Below are 18,966 nucleotides of genomic sequence, written 5' to 3'. Positions count from 1 at the left end.
CTTAGTTCTCCTTGTTTTGACTACGAGACACTTGCTCGTCATTTTGCCAAAAATCATAAAAATTAAACCATTGATACGGATAGGCCGCAGCATAAAAACTGAGCCTTTGCGCATAATCGCTAACAATTTGTTGTAATGTTTGTTGCCTCGTTTTACGCGGTAAAACGAGTTTGTCGGCGTATTTCTCAAAAATCACGCGGTAACATGTCTCGCCATTTTGCTTTTTATCTTTTAAACAAAACAGATGAAACACTGGGCAATCTAACAGTGCAGCTAAAATAAATGGCCCTTGTGAAAAAGGGGCTGGCTTACCTAAAAAGTCCGCTTCAATAACTCTTCCTGCGGTGGTGGTACTGGTTCTGTCACCGACAATCACCACAATTTCACCCTGCTCTACTTTCTCTTTGAGCATAATTGCTATGTCTGGGCCAAGATCGGTTACTTGAATGAGGTTTACCGCAACATCCGGATTAATACTTTTCAGTAATTTATTAAACTCAACCGCATGATGCGTAAACACTAATACATTAATCGTTTTACTGTTTCGGTGTTGGCTAAGGGCCCTACATACCTCTAGGTTGCCAAGGTGCGAGCCGATAAAAATAGCTCCTTGCTGTTGCTCATCAAGTTGTTTAAAAAGGGCTTCGTTGGTGTAAAGAATATTATGTTGCTGAATTCGCCCAAGCCAGGCATCTATTTTGTCAAAAGCGCTGTCTGCAAAGCAGCGAAAATGACGAAAGCTATCGCGCCAAGTAACCGCTTTTCTATTGCCATTCACCTTGCGCGCTTGGGTTAAGAATGCATGAGACGCTTGGCGGGCAGTTTTGCCAGTTAAAAACAAATAAAACACCACCGGAAACAACACCAACCACAAGCCTTTACGACCAAATACGCGATAGCACACGAGCAATATTTGCATGCCAAAGCGATTGCCACGTTCTTGCATTTTTGACCAATGTTTTACAGCCATTAGCCTGCCACCTTACGCCAAAGCAGCTTAGGTGAGCGTAGCAACATGCCAAAGAATAAACGCGTATGCAGCCACGAAATTCCCACGTTATCGTGTAAGGCACGAAAGTGAGATACACCATTTTCAGGGTAAATAACCTGGGTTGGCAAAAACGTGACTTGAACACCTTGCCAATAAAGCCTGACTAAAATTTCAATATCAAAGTCCATGCGCTTGCCAAGCGCTTGCTTAGCCATTAATTGCTTAACGGCTGCTAAGGGATAAACCCGAAAACCACACATTGAATCAACAATATCAAAGCTGAGTGTTTCTACCCAAACCCAAAAATGGGTGATGTAACGACTTAAATAACGGTGCTTAGGCACGGAGCTGTCATAAATTGGGCAACCACTGATCACCTTGTTAGGTGATGCATTACTTAGTTCAATCAACTTACTAATATCTGCTAACGAATGCTGGCCGTCAGCATCAACCTGAATGGCATGGCTAAACCCTTGCTGATAGGCAGCCATCAACCCTGTTTGAACTGCCCCACCCTTACCTTGATTTTGAGCATGGCTTATCAAGGTTAAAAAATCGTACTGTGCGTCAAGCTGTGTAAATACTTGCTTGGCATCAGCGTCACTGCCATCATCGACCATGATTATCGGCAGCTGTAACTCTTTTAGCTCATCGAGTACAGCAGCAATAGCATGGGTGTGATTGTAATTAGGAACAACAATGCAAAACTGGTTCATGGCTTAATCACAAAATACTATTCGACCGGATGCATGTTGGCCTTTGTCTGAGTGATAGCTAAACAGGCACTTGCCTTTTGCATTGCGCTCAAGAGTTAGGTTTACCGTCATATCGGGGGTTGTTACCACCTGAAACTTTAACACTTCTAAATCTTGTACTAGTTTGCCAAAACCCAAATATTGCTGAGCATATTTTACTGCCCAATCCAGCTGTACTACGCCTGCTAAAATTGGTGCATCTGGAAAGTGGCCGCGAAAATAATCTAAATCAGCCGCAATGGTTAACGCTAAACTCACGCTAGTTTCTGTTTGTGATAAAACGGCCACCTCTGGGGTCACGTTATTCAGACTTGGCAAAATACTGCTCCAATGTTTTTAAACTTAATTTAGCTTGACTGTTAAAAGGAAGTGCATCGATATAGCGCCATTTGCGTGGTAAGCAAATACGTTCAAAGCGGTTTGAGAGGTGCGCTTGTAATGTGCGGTTAATTGCCAGTTTACCCTGCTCTTCAAGCTCTTTATTAGCTTCATCACTGAGTACAACCACCGCACCAATTTGCACGCGCTTAGCTGGAATAACCACCACTTTAACTTCTTTTACCCAGTCATGGCTTTGCAGATAACTCTCAAGCTCATCTAGATTCAAACGTTTTTCTTCAATTTTTATCGTTCTGTCTATACGGCCCAACAGTTTAAATTGACCATTTTTATGAACGAGTGCTCTATCGTCTAAAGGGAAATTTGATTGCTCTAAAATCGCAGAATCTAGCATCAAGCGCCCTTCATGATTCAGCGATAAAAAATTACCATTAAACGGCTGCCATGGTACATCAACCGCGGCTTGTGTAACTTGTCGATAAGCAATACCGCCGGTTTCGGTACTGCCAAATACTTGGGTAGCTGGGCGAGCTAACTGGTTAAATAAAGTTTCGGCATGCTCATTATTGAGTGGTCCGCCAGAGGAAAATAACCATTTAATTTTGTCGCGCTCAGGAATTAACACATTATCAGCGCATAAACGACCAAGTTGCGCAGGGCTTGAAACGAGCGCTGCATAACGAATATTTTTTAGCCTTTGCGCAATATGTTCAGGATACTGAATTTGTTCACTATCAATTATATGGCCTTTCGCCAACGGCCAAAGTAAGCGAAACAATAAACCGTAAATATGCTGATGCGAAACAGTTGCTAAAAACGTAAATTGGCTGGGTAAGTCAAATGACATTGAAAGTACTGCAAGCTCTCGATTTAATACCCGCCACGGTTTTACTATCGGTTTAGATTGTCCTGATGAGCCTGACGTATAAAATATAACCGCTGTGTTTGTTGGCCATTGTAAACGGTTAGTTTGCAAAGGCGTGTGACCCAGACTGAGTTCAAGGTTGGTAAATAGCACATCATCATCGATATTGGTCGCATCGCCTGCAAAAAAAGCAGACTGAGCAAGCAATAAACTTAAGGTTTCGTGCTGACCATTAGGCGGAAGAATAACATTATGACCACTACAGGCTAAGGCAAATAAGCGAACTGCAAATTGGTAGGTATCGGGGTGGAATAATACCACATGACTGCCAGCTTTAAGCGCCGTAAGCTTACTTTGATAAGCGGCAATATCAGCAAAAAACTGTGTGTGTGTTATTGGCTGCCCTGCAATAATAAATGCAGCATCTGGGTGAAATTTCAGGTTACTCGATACCATTATTTTTAACCTTTTGTCTAACAAGCCATTCCACAAGGCCCAAGAGAGCTATCAAAATATAGGCTACTAGTCCGTTGTACAGTGTCCATGTCTGTAACGAAGTAAATAGGCTAGTGTATAACGCAATACTGCCATTAATAATAAAAAACGCGCACCATACTTTAGTAACTTGGCGCGTGTAATTAACCCCTTTTTCATCAAGCTCAGGCTCTTTAATTCGAGCAAAACTCTCAATGACTGTTGGGCCACTTTTCAGCGAATAAGCAAAGGTTATGGCCATTACTGTATTTATAATGACCGGGTAAAGTTTCAAGCCCAGATCATTGTTAAAAAACTGCGTTGTTGCTAAAGCGATAATAGCCAAAATAGAGGCTGGCTTTATCCATGGCATAGATGTGAGCAGCTTTTTGCTCAGCAAAAGCCTTAGACCTAACAATACCATCAGTACCAAGCTCACTTGCCTTATTGAGATATGCTGTAATCCAAAATACACAATAAATGGGTATAAAGATAAGCACACTAAAAGCAGTGTTGTGGTTATCGCTTTGAGCATAGTAATGTTTATGAAACGAGTTTTTCTACTTCATTTACAACATCTTGCACAGTACGCACTTGTTTAAATGCATCTGGCTCAATTTTCTTGCCAGTGATTTCGCGTAGTTTTACAACTAAATCAACAGCATCAATGCTATCAAGATCTAGGTCTTGATACAGGTGCGCATCTAGGCTGATATCATCAGCATCAATCTCAAATTCATCTACTAAAATGCCCTGTAAAACGTTGTAAATGTCAGCAGCGGTTTTCATGCTTATTCCTACTTCTAAGTCTGTATTATGATTGGTGTTGGTTAATAAATTCTGCCAGTGCATCTACTGATGCAAAATGGGCTTTTGTTTGTTCTGAGTTTGCGTCAATTTTAACGTTAAACTCTTTTTTAATGGCTAAGCCAAGCTCTAACGCATCGATGCTATCTAGGCCTAAACCATCAACAAACAAAGGTTGGTCATTTTCAATATCATCCACGGTAATATCTTCAAGATCTAAGCTGCTAATGATTAATTGTTTTATTTGGTTCTTTAGTTCAGTCATAGGTGCCTGAGTTCCTCTGAAAAGTAATGTTGCAAATCACGGGTTAATTGTCGTGCTTGCATAGCGGGTTGTTCATTATTAAATGTATCGTTAAACGTAAATCGGTCAGTGGCAAAGCGCATCTCAAAATGCGCTTTTGTTGCGGCAACGCAATACCATGGTGTGCCTTTGGTCAAAGTACTGGGTTTCATACTAATCAGCACTGAAGTAATTGGGGCTTTACAACGCGCAGCAATATTTGCCGCACCACGCTTAAATTTTAACTGTTCACCAGGGGTTGTGCGGGTGCCTTCAGGAAAGATAATCAGATTATTTCCAGCAGCGAGTGACGCTTCACATTCATTCAGTAACTCTTGCGGATCTTCATTACTAATATAACCTGTGCCTTTAATTACGCCGCGCATAAATGGATTTTTAAATAAGTGTGCTTTGACCACGCAATCAGCATTTTTAATCACAGATATCAGCACTACAACATCAATTAATGAGGGGTGATTGGCAAGCACTAGCTGCCCCTTAAGATCATGAAATTTCTGTTTATCTTGCACAGAAAAATGGATAGCACCGGTGTAATGCATTAAAGCAACAAAGAATTTAAAACTATAGTGAACAGTTAAACGGGCTTTCTGCTTAAGTTTAAATTCACAAGGTTCCAAAAATCGTTGAATAGGTAAAACTAACAAGGTAAGTAAAATACCGCCAAACCCAAAAACAGCAAAGCAAAACCCGGTTGCCAGTATCCGCCAAATTTTGTTCAGCTTTTTATATAAATTAGCCACCATGGTACTGTAGCATCCAAGCTGATTGTTGATGTGTCAGCAGCGATTGTGATCCTTTGCTTGCTAAAGCAGCTGCTAACTGTAGACTCAAGGGTAAGCACGAGTCACTTTGAGAGTGTTCAGATTCAGGAAGTTGTGTTAATTCAAAATACGGTTTGTCTACCTGAACTTTGGATAATATGAACGACACACTATGAGCAATTTGTTGCTCATCGCTAAATGGTAAGTATTCATCAGGTAATACACTTTCGGCATGGGCAACCAAAATTTGCTGCTCAACACCACTCTGGACACGTGCAAAACCATCAATCATGGCTGAAATAATGCTGTCTTGATCACCTGCTATGGCATTCATCGGGGCTTTGTTTTTTGCAATAATCGAGAACAAGCCTGTTGCAGCATTATGTACACTCAAACCAAATGCGGTCGGAGAAAGCGGTTCTTGTTCAACAAGTGAATGCAATAGCTGCGCTGTTTTGGGTAAGTCACCATGACGAGATGAAAAATTAACGGCTAACTGCTGATGCTCACCTTGCGCTTGATGCATAGTATGAAGTGCCATTTTCATAAACGGGCTTAGACGGCGGCGCTGCATTGGTGCAACCCAGCTTAAATCAAGGTCAGGGTGATCAAGATGGCTTAATTCTGCAATTTGTTGCTCGGGCGCAACCCATACACACAAATTATTAACAACAAATTTCACAAATATTATTCTTTTAGCGCCAAACGATTGCTAATTTTACCCATAAGGCATAAAAAAGTAAAATAATGGTGCTTAATTGTAGTGAAATTAAGCACCCATTCATCTTTATCGTAAAATAACGTCTTTTTCGTCTAAAAGTTGAGCTTTTTCGCCTACTATATCAGCAATATTAAGTTCGTTAATGTAGTCTAAACCGATTTCTTGCTGCGCACATGTAAGTGGCACATAAGGAAGACGGAACACAGGGTTCACGGCGCCTGTCATCATCAGCGCCGTATTAATAGCGATTGGGTTAGGTTCGCAGAATAGCCAGCCCATAAGTGGCTGCAGTTTTGCATTAAGTGCATCATTTTGCTCATCCATTAACTGACGGAACAAGCCCGGAATAATGTTAGATGTAACCGAAATAACACCGTGAGCATTATGAATGTGCCGTGCATCATGTGCTTCATCGTCATTACCAGACCAACAAGCAATACCTTGCTGTTCATAATGAGCAATACGCTCATTGCCACCGCACTCTTTTACACCGATAAAGTTTTCGTGCTTAGCGAGTGGCTCAATGATATCTGGTGTTAAATCTTGGCCTGTACGCCCTGCTACGTTGTAGATAAACGCAGGACCAATATCAAGTAAACGGTTAAAGTGCTCTTTCACACCCGCCAGTGACGTGCGCCCGTAATAAGGGTTGATTTGTAGCGCGGCATCCATACCGGTGGCAAAACCATACTGGGTTGCTTTAATCGCTTCACGCGTGTTGTTGCTACCTGTATTACCAACAATTAATAAACGATCAGAGAATTTGCAAACACTGTGTGCAATTAGCATTAAGTGTTCTTCCCAATTCATTAATTGGCCTTCACCTGTGGTACCACCGACGATGATGCCATCAACACCAGCTGCAATTTGCTGCTCAACAAGGTCGTCATAACATGCAAGATCAATGTCACCATTGGTTAAATACGGTGTTTTTATAGCGGTGATCAAACTTGCTTGTTTAATTGTTTCTAGGTTGCGCATAACTTTTTTAATGTTTGGAAAATTTGCGCTAGTTGTATCATAAACACAGGCATTTTCCGAGTAATGAGCTGCAATAAATAAAAATACTTGAGAAAAAATCAAAGTTAAGCCAAAATCAAACACTGTATAAATTAACAGTATTTATTTTGAGTATTTGATAATGCAACTTTCTAAATTTTTGGCAACCTACTTTTATACTACCGAAGAGCTGTGCCATACCCTCTCAATTGATGAGGAAACGCTATCGGCATGGCAACAAAGTAGTTTATTTCCAAAACCGAGTTACTGTTTACAGAGTCAATTAGAATGCAGTTCGTATTCTGGCATTTATCAATGCGAAGAATATCAAGACTATTACCCTCGTGGCGCCGCTAGTTGGGGGCAATTAATTATCAAACATGACATAACCTCATCCTGCCAAGCGTTTAATTATTTTGCTCAGCAATATTCGAATCAACTTAGTAAGCTTGCCGAGCAAGGCTTTGCTATCAATGAAGAATTATTTGGCAGTGAAATTGACGAGCACTTACAGCAAGTTTGGCAACAGTTTTTATGCAGTAAATACGGTGTGCTCACACAAAATGGCTTAGTTGAAGAAGCCGTTCAGCTAGATGTGGCCAAGCTATTGATTGATGATATTACTGAAATGCGCACTAAAACAGGTTTAAACATGGATGAACGTCAAAGCTTGCATAAGGCACTAAAACTAATAAATCGCGCGTTAAGCCATGGTACGGGCAACGAAGGTAAAAACACCTTACGCCATCGTTATATTGATGACGTAGTGGCAAAATACGACTTGTCTGTAAAATAGTTAATTTTAAATTACTGATTGTTGATAGAGCAACTAATGACCAGCTGCTCTAGGTATAATTTAAGATTGATCATTAAATTAATAAGAAAAGTCGCAGTACTCTTGGTTTAAAACTTAGCGCTAACACACACAAGCTAGCGCTAAATGTTATGGTTGCAAACCAATACACAAACCCAAGTGCGGTTCCCCAAATAAATAAAGCAAAAATGATTGCAGCAAGCATAAACCCCGCACCAAATGCAGCCACTAAATAACGAGTAATTTTATTTGGCCGCCTTTTAGAAAAAACGAGAGTATAGTTTTTTGTGATTGTAAAGCTTAAATAAACAATACCTAAAGTTACCAAAATAAACTCTAACAAAATTAACATACCTGCTCCTTTCTACCCACAGTAATAGCTGATATAAGAAGTAATACTGCTGTAACTAACATTGAGATATCAAACCCTAACATCAGCCAATCTTGATTGAAGAAACTAACCAAAAGATTATGATCGGTTGTTAATGCATTTATTAGCGGAATAAGCATGTAAGAGAATGCGGCGACATACAAAAGTTTTGGCCATAAACTCGCCCTTTTGTAAAACAGACTGAATAATAAACAGCTCGCTAAAGCGATAAACAAGCTATGCATTTCCCATTCAGCACGATCAACAAAGCCCACTGGGAGTAAGCGGTTGCTTATAAAATAGCATGCCACACCAACTGGCAACCCGACTATAAAACCTGCATTTAATCGCGACAGTAAAGGAATGGTATCCGTATCCTTAGATTGCTTTTTCTTTAACCAAATAATGGCACCTGAAGCGACCATTCCAGCTCCAAATAAGCCGGAAATAAAATACAACCAGCGTAAATAAGGCCCTGCAAATAACCCTTCATGCAAATGTTCAAGAATATCATATACTTTTGCAGCAGCGCCTGCTTTTCCTTGCTGAAGGGTCATTTCAACATACCTTTCACTTAAACTGTACGTAACTAGTGAGGCATATTCGATCCCCTTGCCTGCTTCAAACCAAACTTCATAAGTTGGTGACGCTGTATCTCTATTTGTTATTCCCAAATAGCTAATGTTTTTATTTCCAAAACGTGTTTTGGCGTCCGCTAAAACAGCGCTTAATGATAAAGATTGAGATGCAAAGTCGATACGTTGAGTATCAGTTAATTCTAGTTGTGCTAAATCATAAAATTCTCGATGCTTTGCTCTTCCTTCACCAAAGGTACTTTCAATAACAGGTGCCATAGATACACTCATTAACAAAACTAAGCCACTGTAAGTTATCATCAAATGAAAAGGCAAAGGTAAGACGCTAAAAACATTGTGAATATCAAGCCAAGAACGTAAACCTTTGTTACTTCTAAAAGTGAAAAACTCTAGAAATATTTTTTTATGAATAATTACACCCGTAACAAGTGCTATTAACATCAACATAGTACCGACACTAGTTAATATATAGCCTGCGACTAACGGCATGTAATGCAAATTATAATGCAAGCGATATAATGTTTCGCCTCCACTTGTATTTCGTACTTCTCGTATTTCACCATTTAGGGGATCAATATTCTTTTCGTGCCATTGCCTTGGAATATTTAAGTTAGGATCTGCCAGTTGTAACCATGAAATTTCAATATACGGATCGCGTGAACTTGGGTAGCTGATGTACCATTGTGATGCTTCTTTGGCATGTTGATGTAATTCTTTTTCAGCAATGTTCAATACAATTTCATCAGCGATATCTTGATTGGTAATTGCAAGTTCAGGTTTCATCCAGCGATCTATTTCATTTTCAAAATAACCCAAACTTCCGGTAACGAAAATAAAATAAAGTAACCACGCAAATGAGAAGCCTGCCCAAGTGTGCAACCAATTCATTGATTGCCTAAATCGTCCTTTCATGTGTTACCTCCACCTTGAAAAAACAAGTTTATGCTTAAAAAGGTTCCACAAGACAGCATAATGAAAAGAGCTGCTTTTAATGAGGTTTTTACAGAAAAAACAACAATTACAGCAATGGTATAGACGATAAAGCTCAGCATCATACCTGCCGCAATATCATCCACTCGACCATCGAGTACAACATCCGCAACAAACACGGCAAATAAATAAGATAGGTAGTAGCCTCCAACTAACGATAGAAGCACGCGAAAGATGACCTGCATAGCAAGTGTGTGATCAGATATTTTTTTCATTGACGGTATTTTAAAAATAAATGAAATGAGGTACTGCACTGTACTAGAAAAACACAGTGCAGCTATGTGAACTAAATAACTTCAATATGTAAATATCAAGAAATTAATTTAGAAACGATATGAAGCACTTAAACGTATATCGCGGCCTTGTTCTTTTATGCCCACCACGCTTTCGTATCCTGGGATGTGGCCGTAATCAGCGACACTACCATGACTACGATAAGATTCATCGAATAAGTTTTGAATAGATATATCTAATCGCAAACTTTCAAACGGCTCATAACTCACATAAGCATCAACCAGATCATAGCCAGGTTTATTGATCGTTTCTAACTCACTAACCCAACCAAGTTCCATCGAGCGATGAAAAACTTCAATATTATTTAAGCTTGCAACGTTCTGATAGTTAATGCCAAATTTTAAATCATCACTAATTTGATAATTAAAGTTAACATTAATTGAGTCACCAACCGCATTACCTAAACCGCCATACTCATACGCCGCAAGTTCAATACCATCCAACTCAACTACACTGTACCCTGAGTCCGTATTTGTATCGGGCCATACAAATTGAGTATTATTAAGCTCAACGTCGTTATGGTTAAAACTAATGATAATATCAAAGTTATCCGCTTGATAACCTGCTACAAGCTCAACACCTTGTGTTTCAAGATCGCCAATGTTTTCATAAAAAACACCTTCCCGACCTTTAAATTTATCGAATACCACATCATTGATAGTACTTTGATATACAGACGCTTCAAATAACCAAGTTCCATCATTATATTCTAAACCAACCTCGGCATTTTCAACCTCTTCCGGCTCCAGAGCTGGGTTAGGAGTTAATTCACCCACAGTAAATGCATCTGCGACTTGACGACCTCTGAGTGCTTGCGCATAACCCGCCGTCAGTTTAATGCTTTCATTAAACTGATAGGTGAAGCCTAGGTTACCACTAAAACCATCTTGCTTATCTGTAGAGTATTCACTTGATGAGGTAATAGGGTTGCCATTTGTGTCAGTTTCAACGACCCAAACACCATCAACTTTAATCCAGTTAGCCTCTTCACCTTTGTGGTCAAGTTCATAAGCATCATAGCGTACACCTAGGCTGAGTAATAAAGCATCTGTGAGCTGCCAATGATCTTGTAAATAAAGTCCTGTTACAGTGCCTTCTTCATCAAAAATCCCACCAAAGTCTTCATATGATTGAGAGTCAACTTCATCCACCTTTTGCTCTATACCATAAGTTATTGAGTGTGAGCCTAAGTCTGAGATGTTGCGAAAATCAAAACCTGTCGTTTTAATTGATGCATCCCATGTGTAAAGTTCTCGTTTAAATGATGATTCAGTTTGATATAACGTGGTCTCAAGATTAATTAAATCACTACGGTACCATGCATGATTGATAACAAATGTTTCACGCTCGCCCCAAGAATCAAACAAAGGATCTGTCTCTAAAGGTGCCCAGTTAGTTTGTTTTCCAAACTCACCTTCTTCTTTTCTTCTCTCATAACTAACTGTTAATGTTTGGTTTTCAGTTAGTTCAGCGTTGACCTTAACAAATCCTAAAGTTTGATCTGCCCCGGTTCCAGGAATTTCTTCTCCATCACCGTCTTCCATATCTTCACGACTAACATTTACATACGATGCCAGAACATTGACAGACTCAGTCACGCGGCCAAATAAAGAGATGCTTTCTTTGTGACCTTCATTCGAGAAGTAACTAGCTTTAAGTATACCGCCGAACTGCTCGCTTTCACTAAGCAGATCATCTGCTGATTTTGTTTTGAAACGAATTGCACCGCCAACTGCACCACTTCCCGCAGTTGCTTCACCAGCCCCAGCTTGTACTTCAACACTACGCAACAATTCAGGTTCAATAGCCACACGACCTATATGGTGAAATAATGTACTTGTCTGCGGGGCACCATCTACAGTGACATTTAACATTGAATCTTCAATGCCACGTACAAATATTTTTTGCGCGATTCCTAATGAACCACCAACGGTAACTGAAGGGGTGTGTCGAAAAATATCTTCTAAATCATTTGCCTGATAACTTTCAAGCTCTTCGGGTGTAATTGCAGAATTTGTTGTTGCACCCACTACGGTAATTTTTTCTATCTTCTTTTCGCCATCTACTTTTTCTAAGTCTTCTGCATTAGCGTAAAAGGTCGAAGCTGTAGACAAAATGATTGCGGTTAAAGTATTTAATTTAAATCGATGCTGGTTACTTATTTTGGTTTGCATGAGTGATTCTCTAGTTAACAATTAGAAGTTAATTAGAATTATTACTATTTAGAAAGGATAAAAGTAGCAATTTTACAATTGTTACATTTAGTAAATAGGAATCATTATCACTGCAGTCAGACCTAACTTTGCATTGTTCTGTAATTTGACAGATGCTCTGACACTCTCTAAATGACGTTTTGCTAAAGCAAGCCCTAAGCCAAAACTATCACCTTCAGCGATTCGCGCTTGGTCAACTCTAAAGAATGGTTCAAATACCTTTTCTAAATACTGTGATGGAATACCTGGGCCTTGATCGCATACACTTATTAAAAAATAGTTACTTTCATTTATTAATGTAACACTAACCGTTTTGCCAATTGGTGTGTAACGTAACGCATTGCGGATAATATTCTCTATCGCAGGAGCAAGTGCTCTGTGACAGGTGTTGTAAACCAATGCACTGTCTTCAGAAGTAAAAATAATATTATGTTCTGGGAATTCATATCGGGCATCATCTAGAAGTACATCTAGTAAATCAACTAAATCCACACTTTCTTGTTGAAGAATTGGCTTTTCATTATCAAGCCAAGCCAGTGTTAAGCTATCTTCAACTAGTTTACGAATGTGCTTTGACTCTCGATTTATTCGCTTTAAATATACCTCTGCATTCTCTAGTTCAAAATTAGAAACTGTAATGTCTAACCGAGTAAGCGGCGTTCGTAACTCATGAGATAAATCACCTATTAGCTGTCTTTGAGCATTGATCAATTCACCTATTCTGATAGCCATTTTATCAAAGGTTTTAGCCAAATCAGCCAGCTCATCATTACGACGACCTAAATGTTCAGCGACGCGTACTGAAAAATTTCCTCGACTAAATTCAGTTGTAGCTCTTTTAAGTTTTTGTAAAGGTGTAATGATGTGAAAATAAATTGTGAATGACAAAATAGCCAAAACCAGCATAGGTACAAGAATTTGTAAGGCAAACTTTGTTGTTGTCCAATGGCTCCCAGGACGCATACGTTCAGGCAGTTTTATTAAGAAACTCATCTCCCCATTCGAAAAGGGAAGCTCCATAACGGGGTTTTCAGCAAAATACAAATGTATTTTCCATTCGATACTTCTTCCAAAATGATAAGCCCCCACTATATGTTTATCTATTTCATCTCCCGCTATATGCAAAGCCTTAAATCCAGCGATTGCGACATAAGTATGCTCTTGCTCTTTAAGTTTCTTAAGCCAGGACTCTAATTCTTGTAATTCTCCAGCATCATAGAAAGACTCAGCTTTAGCCGCCCATGCTTTTAATTGAGCACGATCTTGCTCGGCAATAAAACTCATACTCTCTTCAGTTTTTAGGGTGAAAATATGGATCAGATAAAAAAAAGACACTAGTCCTGTGGCTAAGATTAAGCATAGCTTCCATAACAAACGCCTTTTCATTTGAAACAATAACCTTTGCCATGAACCGTTTGTAAACGTTCACCATTCCAATTTGCAAGGGTCAACTTTCTTCTTACACGACTTAGATGCATATCAAGGCTTCGATCATAAGCGCCGTACTTTTTATTCAAAACTGATTCATATAACGATGATTTGCAAATTACTTTGTTTTTGTTAGCAACAAGCTCCCAAAGTAACTTAAATTGAATGGGTGTAAACTCAATAGATTGTGAATTTACTTGAATCGATTGCGTTGCTGCATTTAAATACAAGCCATCGACTGTAATTTCAAACTGATTTGTAATCTGCGTATTACTTTGACTTCGCCTGAGCAGGCTTTCAATACGCAATAATAACTCTTTAGTGTTAAAAGGTTTAGCCACGTAATCGTCGGCACCATGACTTAAACCGACTATTCGTTCTTCTTCTGCACCTTTTGCTGACACCATGATTACCGGTACTTGAGATGATTTTCTCAGCAACTTAAGCAAGCTAACACCATCTAATTTTGGTAGCATTTTATCTAACAATACCAAATGATGCTGCTGCTTTAACGCAAGTTGTAAACCAACCTCACCATCAAAACATTGTTCAACACAATAACCTGATTTTGTTAATAAATCTTTTAAATAACTACTCAGTGTAGTGTCATCTTCTATCAGTAAAACGTTAATTTCAGCCACAAGGTAAAAACAAATAAGAATTAATTGTATTTACAATGATAAAGTCTGCCCCTATAAAAGGCAATAAAGGAAACGTTACTTACGATTAATCTAAATGCTCGTACTGACCTCGATACACTTCAAAAGTCTTCACAACAGTGTGTTGATCTTTACTTAGATTATCAAACCAGGTATCGAAACGCTCATCATCATCTTGTTCACTTAACGCTAAATACTGGGCCAATAATTCAATAATATCGTTGTGAGTACACGACAAGGTGTCTACATGATTAGCTAAAACAGAATGGTCTTTATCGCGAAGCGTGTTCATTACATTTTGATCTAGTTCTTCACGGCTAGTTTTATCATTCACTTCCATATCCCTCTTAAAAATAAGCACGCATTCCTAGTTATAACAGCCTTATCGACAATATCCAGCTTTTTAAATCTAACTGCTTATTGATTGTTCAGCTTGTACAAATTTAAGACAACGCGATATAAATAAGAATCATTTTTATCTTGATCTAAATAATCAACCACCCTATAATCGCTACATTATCACATAACAGATAGATGCATTATGAAGCCAAATATCCATCCTGATTACCAGCAAGTCGCTTTTCATGATACAGCGGCAGACAGCTACTTTATTATTGGTTCGACAATCAAAACTACACGTACGATCGAACTTAAAGGCAAAACTTATCCTTATGTACCAATTGACGTATCAAGCGATTCGCACCCGTTCTATACCGGTAAACAAAAAGCCGTTGCGAGCGATGGCCGTGTTGCAGCGTTTAATCGTCGTTTCAAAAACTTGGCGAGCAAATAGTTGCTTTAAGGAAAGAACATGAAAGTATTAAGTTCATTAAAAAGCGCTAAGAACCGCCCGGGCTGCCAAATCGTAAAACGTAAAGGTCGTGTCTATGTTATTAATAAAGACAACCCGCGTTTTAAAGCAGTTCAAGGTAAAAAGAAAAAGCGTTAAAAAAGGTGCCTCGGCACCTTTTTTTAATTAAAGTAAATCTAACTCAATAGCTTAGTTGCCAAATAACAACTCCCAAAAGCCTGGTGGCTCATGTAGCTCATGGTATTTTTTACGTAACTCATCAATAGATTTAAGCGGCGCTTTTGCAGCTTCAAGGCCACGAGTCGTTGCAAGTTGCTTCGCTTGCTTTGCTTGATTTATGACTTTATCAAGCCCTTCTAGAGACGCTGTTTTATGCTGTTTAAAATCAGCTGTTTTAGCTGTCTCTAACAACACAATAAACTCATCAATAGCGGCATTAAAGGTAGCTAAATCAGTAGCCCGTACGGAGTTTTTATAAGCAAGCCCCATATTTTTCATATTGGCCTCAAGATCAATATCAGAGGCTACACTCACACTCGAAAAAAACAAAAAAATAACAAGAATTAATCTCATAAAATACTCATGCAAAAAACCATGCGATCATTATAAACCGAAACATGCCACTGGCATAATTCAAAAACAAAACCAATTTAAATTACAATATTACCATAAAAGAAAATGCATCAATTGATAACAATTATCATTGATCATTAACTAACTATAAATAGTACCAACATTAACAAAAAACCACACTATATTATAAGTCATTGTAATGAATAAGTTTATTTAAACTACAAAATGCTACGAAGTTTTTATTTGCATAAAACAGGAACAATGATAAAGTCTTCACTGTTAACATTTATTAACTACCGTTAACACACCCATTCAGGGATAAAACAATAAAGTAACAGGTGAAACAATGATAAAAAATAATTATTTAGGTGCTAGCATTAAGCTTGCTCTATGCTCATCGGCCCTCGCCATTTCTAGCCAATCTTTAGCTGCTGAAGAAGAAGGCGCAAAATCTATCGACCGTATCGAGGTAACAGGTTCACGTATTTTACGTGAAGGTGCTATTGCCCCCGCTCCAGTAACTGTTATCAGTGGTGAAGACTTAGTTAACACCGGCGCAGTAAATATCGGTGAGGCACTAAATAAGTTACCGGCCCTTGGTAATACTTACTCATTATCAAACTCAGGTCGTTTTATCGGTACTGCCGGTCTTAACATTCTTGATTTACGTAACATGGGTACTGATCGTACATTAGTACTAGTTAATGGTAAGCGCCATGTTTCTAGCTCAGCAGGCTCTCAATCAGTTGATACCAATACTATTCCAAGTGTTTGGGTTGAGCGTGTTGAGATCATCACAGGTGGTGCTTCAGCTGTATACGGTGCCGACGCTGTAACAGGTGTAGTTAACTTCATTCTTAAAAAGAATATCGAAGGCTTAAGTGTTAGTGTTACCAAAGGAGCCTCGGAACTAAGTGACTATAAAAATGAAAAAGCAACGTTTTCATATGGTACAAACTTCGATAATGACCGTGGTAATGTTGCCTTTGCTGTTGAGTATTCAGGCCAAAATACATTAAATGCGCTTGATCACCCGTGGACTAATGGCTCTTTCTTTAGCTTGCGTAACCCAGCTCAAAACGAAGAAAACAAAGACGATCCAAACTTCCCTGATAAAATCTACACACCAAATGCTGGCTATTATGCGATTAATAACGCTGGTGTTTTTGCAACAAGCAATGGCTATGTTAACTCATTCAACCCTGATGGCAGCCTTCGTGATATTTATATAGGTGACCGAGTAGATGGCCTAGCATGTGCTGACTGTGACTCATTTAACCTTGCACAGTTCAATGAAATTCAACCAGAATTTGAGCGTTACAACGTAAACTTTAAAGTTAACTATGATGTTGCTGAAGACATGAATGCGTATTTCGAAGCAAAATATGTTAACAGCGAAGGTGAAAGTATTGGTCAACCGGCATTTTTCTTCTTTAACCCTAATAACAGCATCAAAATTGATAACGCTTACCTAGATCCAACTGTAAAAGCAGTAATGGAAGAAGAAGGTGTTAGCTCAATCATGGTTAACCGTATGATGACAGATTTAGGTCGTCGTATCGAAAACAATACGCGTGAAACAACCCGTTTTGTTGCTGGTTTAAGAGGCACTGTATTCAATGACTGGGAATTAGATGCATCAATTGTGCATGGTCAAACTGAATTAGAGCGTATAAATGGCGCCAACATGATCATGGCAAACTACTACAATGCTCTTGACGCTGTTGAAGATGATGAAGGAAATGTTGTTTGTCGTAGTGAAGAAGCACGCGCTGAAGGTTGTGTACCGGTAAACATTATGGGCTTTGGCGCACCAAGCCAAGAAGCAATTAATTACATTAACACAGTATCGACAGGTACTTCTGAGATTACTCAAACAGTAGTCACAGCATCACTTGCAAACTCAGCGATTTATGAACTACCAGCAGGTTATATTGGTTTTGCTGCCGGTGTTGAATACCGTAAAGAAGAAAGTGAAACTAAAGAGCCAGATAATGCAGTAGGTACCTTCTTTAACGCGCTTGGCGAAGATAAAGGTGATTTTGATGTAAACGAGATTTACTTTGAAGCATCAATCCCACTATTAGCTGACTTGCCTCTTGTGCAAGACCTAGTACTAGATACAGCGGTACGTTATGCTGACTACAGCACAATCGGCGATGCAACAAGCTGGAAGGTAGGTTTAGATTGGACTGTTAACGATCAATTACGTGTTCGTGCAACACAATCTGAAGCACTACGTGCTCCAAACATTGGAGAAATCTTCGGTGCACCTAGCCAAACATTCTATAACGTTGATGACCCTTGTTTAGCTGATAATCTAGATGATTTACAAAACTCAGAAGTTCGCCGTGCTAACTGTGCAGCATTAGGTGTTCCAGTAGGTTTTGAATCAGATTACGATTCGCAAACACTTGAAGGTTTAGTTAGTGGTAACCGAGACGTTAAGGGTGAAGAGTCAACAAGTACAACAATTGGTTTGGTTTATCAGCCGTCATTTTTAGAAAACTCAGTTGTTACAATTGACTACTGGAAAATTGAACTAGAAGATGCTATCTCGACGATTGCTTCTCAAGAAATTCTTGATCGTTGTGTTGACGCTGAAGGCGGTATCAATAACCAATACTGTAATCTAATTACACGTGATAGCACATCAAGTGAAATTACCTTAATTCAAAACTCTGTATTAAACGTTTCTGGTCAAGAAGCATCGGGTGTTGATTTTGAGCTAGGATATGACTTTGACGCGCTAGATGGCGACTTCTCAACACGTTTAATTGGTACATACCTTATTGAACGCAAAGACTTCCCATTCCAAGACCAACCTGAAGATTACATCGAATATGCTGGTACAACAGGTGAGGCAAAATGGCAAGCTAACTTAACTATCTCTTACAAGCGTGATGGTTTCTTTGCAACGTTTGATACACGTTACCTAGATGAAGTGAGCCTTTATACAGACCAAGAGCTAGAAGATAACCCAAATCCAAATAGCTTAATGAAGTTTGGTAGCTATGTTATTTCTGATGCGACAGTAGGTTACAACTTCGAAAGCGGCTTTGGTGTTAAAGTTGGTGTTGATAACATCTTCAACAGAGAGCTTCCATTCGGTACAAGAGGTACAGGTTCTGGTAGTGCAAGTTACGACAACATCGGTCGTTTTGGCTACTTAAGACTATCTTACGATTTCTAATCGTTAATA

General features: G+C 39.1%; 22 protein-coding genes. 4 read left to right on the top strand and 18 right to left on the bottom strand.

Annotated features, from left to right (window positions below):
* Position 1 precedes the first annotated feature (1 nt).
* The 10 genes from IMPJCBKJ_RS14380 to dapA all read right to left on the bottom strand — a co-directional run bounded on the left by IMPJCBKJ_RS14380 (position 2) and on the right by dapA (position 6,998).
* Positions 2-970, bottom strand: a complete 969-nt coding sequence (locus tag IMPJCBKJ_RS14380; protein ID WP_166340786.1) for an acyltransferase — start codon at positions 968-970, stop codon at positions 2-4.
* A complete protein-coding gene (locus tag IMPJCBKJ_RS14375; RefSeq protein ID WP_166340785.1) occupies positions 970-1,707 on the bottom strand; it encodes a glycosyltransferase family 2 protein in 738 nt (245 codons plus the stop codon). The genes IMPJCBKJ_RS14380 and IMPJCBKJ_RS14375 overlap by 1 nt, the downstream gene beginning before the upstream one ends.
* Positions 1,708-1,710: 3 nt before the next feature.
* A complete protein-coding gene (locus tag IMPJCBKJ_RS14370; RefSeq protein ID WP_119853021.1) occupies positions 1,711-2,064 on the bottom strand; it encodes a thioester dehydrase in 354 nt (117 codons plus the stop codon).
* Complete coding sequence (locus tag IMPJCBKJ_RS14365; protein ID WP_166340784.1) at positions 2,048-3,406, bottom strand: class I adenylate-forming enzyme family protein; 1,359 nt, start codon at positions 3,404-3,406, stop codon at positions 2,048-2,050. The genes IMPJCBKJ_RS14370 and IMPJCBKJ_RS14365 overlap by 17 nt, the downstream gene beginning before the upstream one ends.
* A complete protein-coding gene (locus IMPJCBKJ_RS14360; RefSeq protein WP_240921045.1) occupies positions 3,393-3,848 on the bottom strand; it encodes a hypothetical protein in 456 nt (151 codons plus the stop codon). Before IMPJCBKJ_RS14360 ends, IMPJCBKJ_RS14365 begins: the two co-directional genes overlap by 14 nt.
* Positions 3,849-3,967: 119 nt before the next feature.
* The gene (locus IMPJCBKJ_RS14355; protein ID WP_054554554.1) at positions 3,968-4,213 is read right to left on the bottom strand and encodes an acyl carrier protein; all 246 of its coding nucleotides are present in this window, start codon (positions 4,211-4,213) and stop codon (positions 3,968-3,970) included.
* Positions 4,214-4,238: 25 nt separating this feature from the next.
* Positions 4,239-4,496: a phosphopantetheine-binding protein gene (locus tag IMPJCBKJ_RS14350; protein ID WP_166340783.1), complete on the bottom strand. Its 258-nt coding sequence runs from the start codon at positions 4,494-4,496 to the stop codon at positions 4,239-4,241.
* Positions 4,493-5,278 (bottom strand): lysophospholipid acyltransferase family protein, encoded by a 786-nt coding sequence (locus tag IMPJCBKJ_RS14345; RefSeq protein WP_166340782.1) that lies wholly within the window; start codon positions 5,276-5,278, stop codon positions 4,493-4,495. Before IMPJCBKJ_RS14345 ends, IMPJCBKJ_RS14350 begins: the two co-directional genes overlap by 4 nt.
* Positions 5,268-5,978 carry a beta-ketoacyl synthase chain length factor gene (locus IMPJCBKJ_RS14340; RefSeq protein WP_166340781.1) on the bottom strand — a complete coding sequence of 237 codons (711 nt, stop codon included), beginning with the start codon at positions 5,976-5,978 and terminating at the stop codon, positions 5,268-5,270. Before IMPJCBKJ_RS14340 ends, IMPJCBKJ_RS14345 begins: the two co-directional genes overlap by 11 nt.
* A 105-nt stretch (positions 5,979-6,083) precedes the next feature.
* The gene (gene dapA, locus IMPJCBKJ_RS14335) at positions 6,084-6,998 is read right to left on the bottom strand and encodes a 4-hydroxy-tetrahydrodipicolinate synthase (RefSeq protein WP_166340780.1); all 915 of its coding nucleotides are present in this window, start codon (positions 6,996-6,998) and stop codon (positions 6,084-6,086) included.
* Positions 6,999-7,158: 160 nt separating this feature from the next.
* On the opposite strand from dapA, the gene IMPJCBKJ_RS14330 reads away from it, so the two are divergent.
* Positions 7,159-7,812: a DUF6058 family natural product biosynthesis protein gene (locus IMPJCBKJ_RS14330; RefSeq protein ID WP_138616485.1), complete on the top strand. Its 654-nt coding sequence runs from the start codon at positions 7,159-7,161 to the stop codon at positions 7,810-7,812.
* Between the two features lie 73 nt (positions 7,813-7,885).
* Here the strand turns inward: IMPJCBKJ_RS14330 and IMPJCBKJ_RS14325 are convergent, their stop codons facing one another.
* The 7 genes from IMPJCBKJ_RS14325 to IMPJCBKJ_RS14295 form a co-directional block, all read right to left on the bottom strand.
* Positions 7,886-8,182: a DUF3325 domain-containing protein gene (locus tag IMPJCBKJ_RS14325; protein ID WP_166340779.1), complete on the bottom strand. Its 297-nt coding sequence runs from the start codon at positions 8,180-8,182 to the stop codon at positions 7,886-7,888.
* Positions 8,176-9,708 (bottom strand): PepSY-associated TM helix domain-containing protein, encoded by a 1,533-nt coding sequence (locus tag IMPJCBKJ_RS14320; protein ID WP_240921036.1) that lies wholly within the window; start codon positions 9,706-9,708, stop codon positions 8,176-8,178. Before IMPJCBKJ_RS14320 ends, IMPJCBKJ_RS14325 begins: the two co-directional genes overlap by 7 nt.
* Positions 9,705-10,001 (bottom strand): hypothetical protein, encoded by a 297-nt coding sequence (locus IMPJCBKJ_RS14315; RefSeq protein ID WP_166340778.1) that lies wholly within the window; start codon positions 9,999-10,001, stop codon positions 9,705-9,707. The genes IMPJCBKJ_RS14320 and IMPJCBKJ_RS14315 overlap by 4 nt, the downstream gene beginning before the upstream one ends.
* Before the next feature lie 108 nt (positions 10,002-10,109).
* Positions 10,110-12,254 (bottom strand): TonB-dependent receptor, encoded by a 2,145-nt coding sequence (locus IMPJCBKJ_RS14310; RefSeq protein ID WP_166340777.1) that lies wholly within the window; start codon positions 12,252-12,254, stop codon positions 10,110-10,112.
* A gap of 87 nt (positions 12,255-12,341) precedes the next feature.
* Positions 12,342-13,577, bottom strand: coding sequence for a sensor histidine kinase (locus tag IMPJCBKJ_RS14305; RefSeq protein WP_235377273.1), 1,236 nt, complete (start codon positions 13,575-13,577; stop codon positions 12,342-12,344).
* A gap of 98 nt (positions 13,578-13,675) precedes the next feature.
* On the bottom strand, positions 13,676-14,362 hold the full coding sequence (locus IMPJCBKJ_RS14300) for a response regulator transcription factor (protein WP_166340775.1): 687 nt from the start codon (positions 14,360-14,362) through the stop codon (positions 13,676-13,678).
* 85 nt (positions 14,363-14,447) lie between these two features.
* The gene (locus IMPJCBKJ_RS14295) at positions 14,448-14,714 is read right to left on the bottom strand and encodes a hypothetical protein (RefSeq protein WP_166340774.1); all 267 of its coding nucleotides are present in this window, start codon (positions 14,712-14,714) and stop codon (positions 14,448-14,450) included.
* A 207-nt stretch (positions 14,715-14,921) separates the two neighbouring features.
* Here IMPJCBKJ_RS14295 and IMPJCBKJ_RS14290 point away from each other — a divergent pair, with 207 nt between their 5' ends.
* Positions 14,922-15,173 (top strand): type B 50S ribosomal protein L31, encoded by a 252-nt coding sequence (locus IMPJCBKJ_RS14290; RefSeq protein ID WP_054554560.1) that lies wholly within the window; start codon positions 14,922-14,924, stop codon positions 15,171-15,173.
* Positions 15,174-15,191: 18 nt separating this feature from the next.
* Complete coding sequence (gene ykgO, locus IMPJCBKJ_RS14285) at positions 15,192-15,329, top strand: type B 50S ribosomal protein L36 (RefSeq protein WP_054554561.1); 138 nt, start codon at positions 15,192-15,194, stop codon at positions 15,327-15,329.
* A 51-nt stretch (positions 15,330-15,380) separates the two neighbouring features.
* Here the strand turns inward: ykgO and IMPJCBKJ_RS14280 are convergent, their stop codons facing one another.
* Positions 15,381-15,764, bottom strand: coding sequence for a cytochrome b562 (locus tag IMPJCBKJ_RS14280; protein WP_138616481.1), 384 nt, complete (start codon positions 15,762-15,764; stop codon positions 15,381-15,383).
* A gap of 346 nt (positions 15,765-16,110) precedes the next feature.
* Here IMPJCBKJ_RS14280 and IMPJCBKJ_RS14275 point away from each other — a divergent pair, with 346 nt between their 5' ends.
* A complete protein-coding gene (locus IMPJCBKJ_RS14275; RefSeq protein ID WP_166340773.1) occupies positions 16,111-18,957 on the top strand; it encodes a TonB-dependent receptor in 2,847 nt (948 codons plus the stop codon).
* Positions 18,958-18,966: the final 9 nt, after the last annotated feature.

It is taken from the genome of Pseudoalteromonas sp. MB47, assembly GCF_011319765.1.
Classification (GTDB): domain Bacteria; phylum Pseudomonadota; class Gammaproteobacteria; order Enterobacterales; family Alteromonadaceae; genus Pseudoalteromonas; species Pseudoalteromonas simplex.
This window is presented reverse-complemented; position numbering and strand designations above follow the sequence as displayed.

Bases quoted from the DNA above. Each gene is read 5' to 3' on its own strand.
- IMPJCBKJ_RS14380 (WP_166340786.1), bottom strand. From the start codon at position 970: ATGGCTGTAAAACATTGGTCAAAAATGCAAGAACGTGGCAATCGCTTT.
- IMPJCBKJ_RS14375 (WP_166340785.1), bottom strand. From the start codon at position 1,707: ATGAACCAGTTTTGCATTGTTGTTCCTAATTACAATCACACCCATGCT.
- IMPJCBKJ_RS14365 (WP_166340784.1), bottom strand. From the start codon at position 3,406: ATGGTATCGAGTAACCTGAAATTTCACCCAGATGCTGCATTTATTATT.
- IMPJCBKJ_RS14360 (WP_240921045.1), bottom strand. From the start codon at position 3,848: ATGGTATTGTTAGGTCTAAGGCTTTTGCTGAGCAAAAAGCTGCTCACA.
- IMPJCBKJ_RS14355 (WP_054554554.1), bottom strand. From the start codon at position 4,213: ATGAAAACCGCTGCTGACATTTACAACGTTTTACAGGGCATTTTAGTA.
- IMPJCBKJ_RS14350 (WP_166340783.1), bottom strand. From the start codon at position 4,496: ATGACTGAACTAAAGAACCAAATAAAACAATTAATCATTAGCAGCTTA.
- IMPJCBKJ_RS14345 (WP_166340782.1), bottom strand. From the start codon at position 5,278: ATGGTGGCTAATTTATATAAAAAGCTGAACAAAATTTGGCGGATACTG.
- dapA (WP_166340780.1), bottom strand. From the start codon at position 6,998: ATGCGCAACCTAGAAACAATTAAACAAGCAAGTTTGATCACCGCTATA.
- IMPJCBKJ_RS14330 (WP_138616485.1), top strand. From the start codon at position 7,159: ATGCAACTTTCTAAATTTTTGGCAACCTACTTTTATACTACCGAAGAG.
- IMPJCBKJ_RS14325 (WP_166340779.1), bottom strand. From the start codon at position 8,182: ATGTTAATTTTGTTAGAGTTTATTTTGGTAACTTTAGGTATTGTTTAT.
- IMPJCBKJ_RS14320 (WP_240921036.1), bottom strand. From the start codon at position 9,708: ATGAAAGGACGATTTAGGCAATCAATGAATTGGTTGCACACTTGGGCA.
- IMPJCBKJ_RS14315 (WP_166340778.1), bottom strand. From the start codon at position 10,001: ATGAAAAAAATATCTGATCACACACTTGCTATGCAGGTCATCTTTCGC.
- IMPJCBKJ_RS14310 (WP_166340777.1), bottom strand. From the start codon at position 12,254: ATGCAAACCAAAATAAGTAACCAGCATCGATTTAAATTAAATACTTTA.
- IMPJCBKJ_RS14305 (WP_235377273.1), bottom strand. From the start codon at position 13,577: ATGAGTTTTATTGCCGAGCAAGATCGTGCTCAATTAAAAGCATGGGCG.
- IMPJCBKJ_RS14290 (WP_054554560.1), top strand. From the start codon at position 14,922: ATGAAGCCAAATATCCATCCTGATTACCAGCAAGTCGCTTTTCATGAT.
- ykgO (WP_054554561.1), top strand. From the start codon at position 15,192: ATGAAAGTATTAAGTTCATTAAAAAGCGCTAAGAACCGCCCGGGCTGC.
- IMPJCBKJ_RS14280 (WP_138616481.1), bottom strand. From the start codon at position 15,764: ATGAGATTAATTCTTGTTATTTTTTTGTTTTTTTCGAGTGTGAGTGTA.
- IMPJCBKJ_RS14275 (WP_166340773.1), top strand. From the start codon at position 16,111: ATGATAAAAAATAATTATTTAGGTGCTAGCATTAAGCTTGCTCTATGC.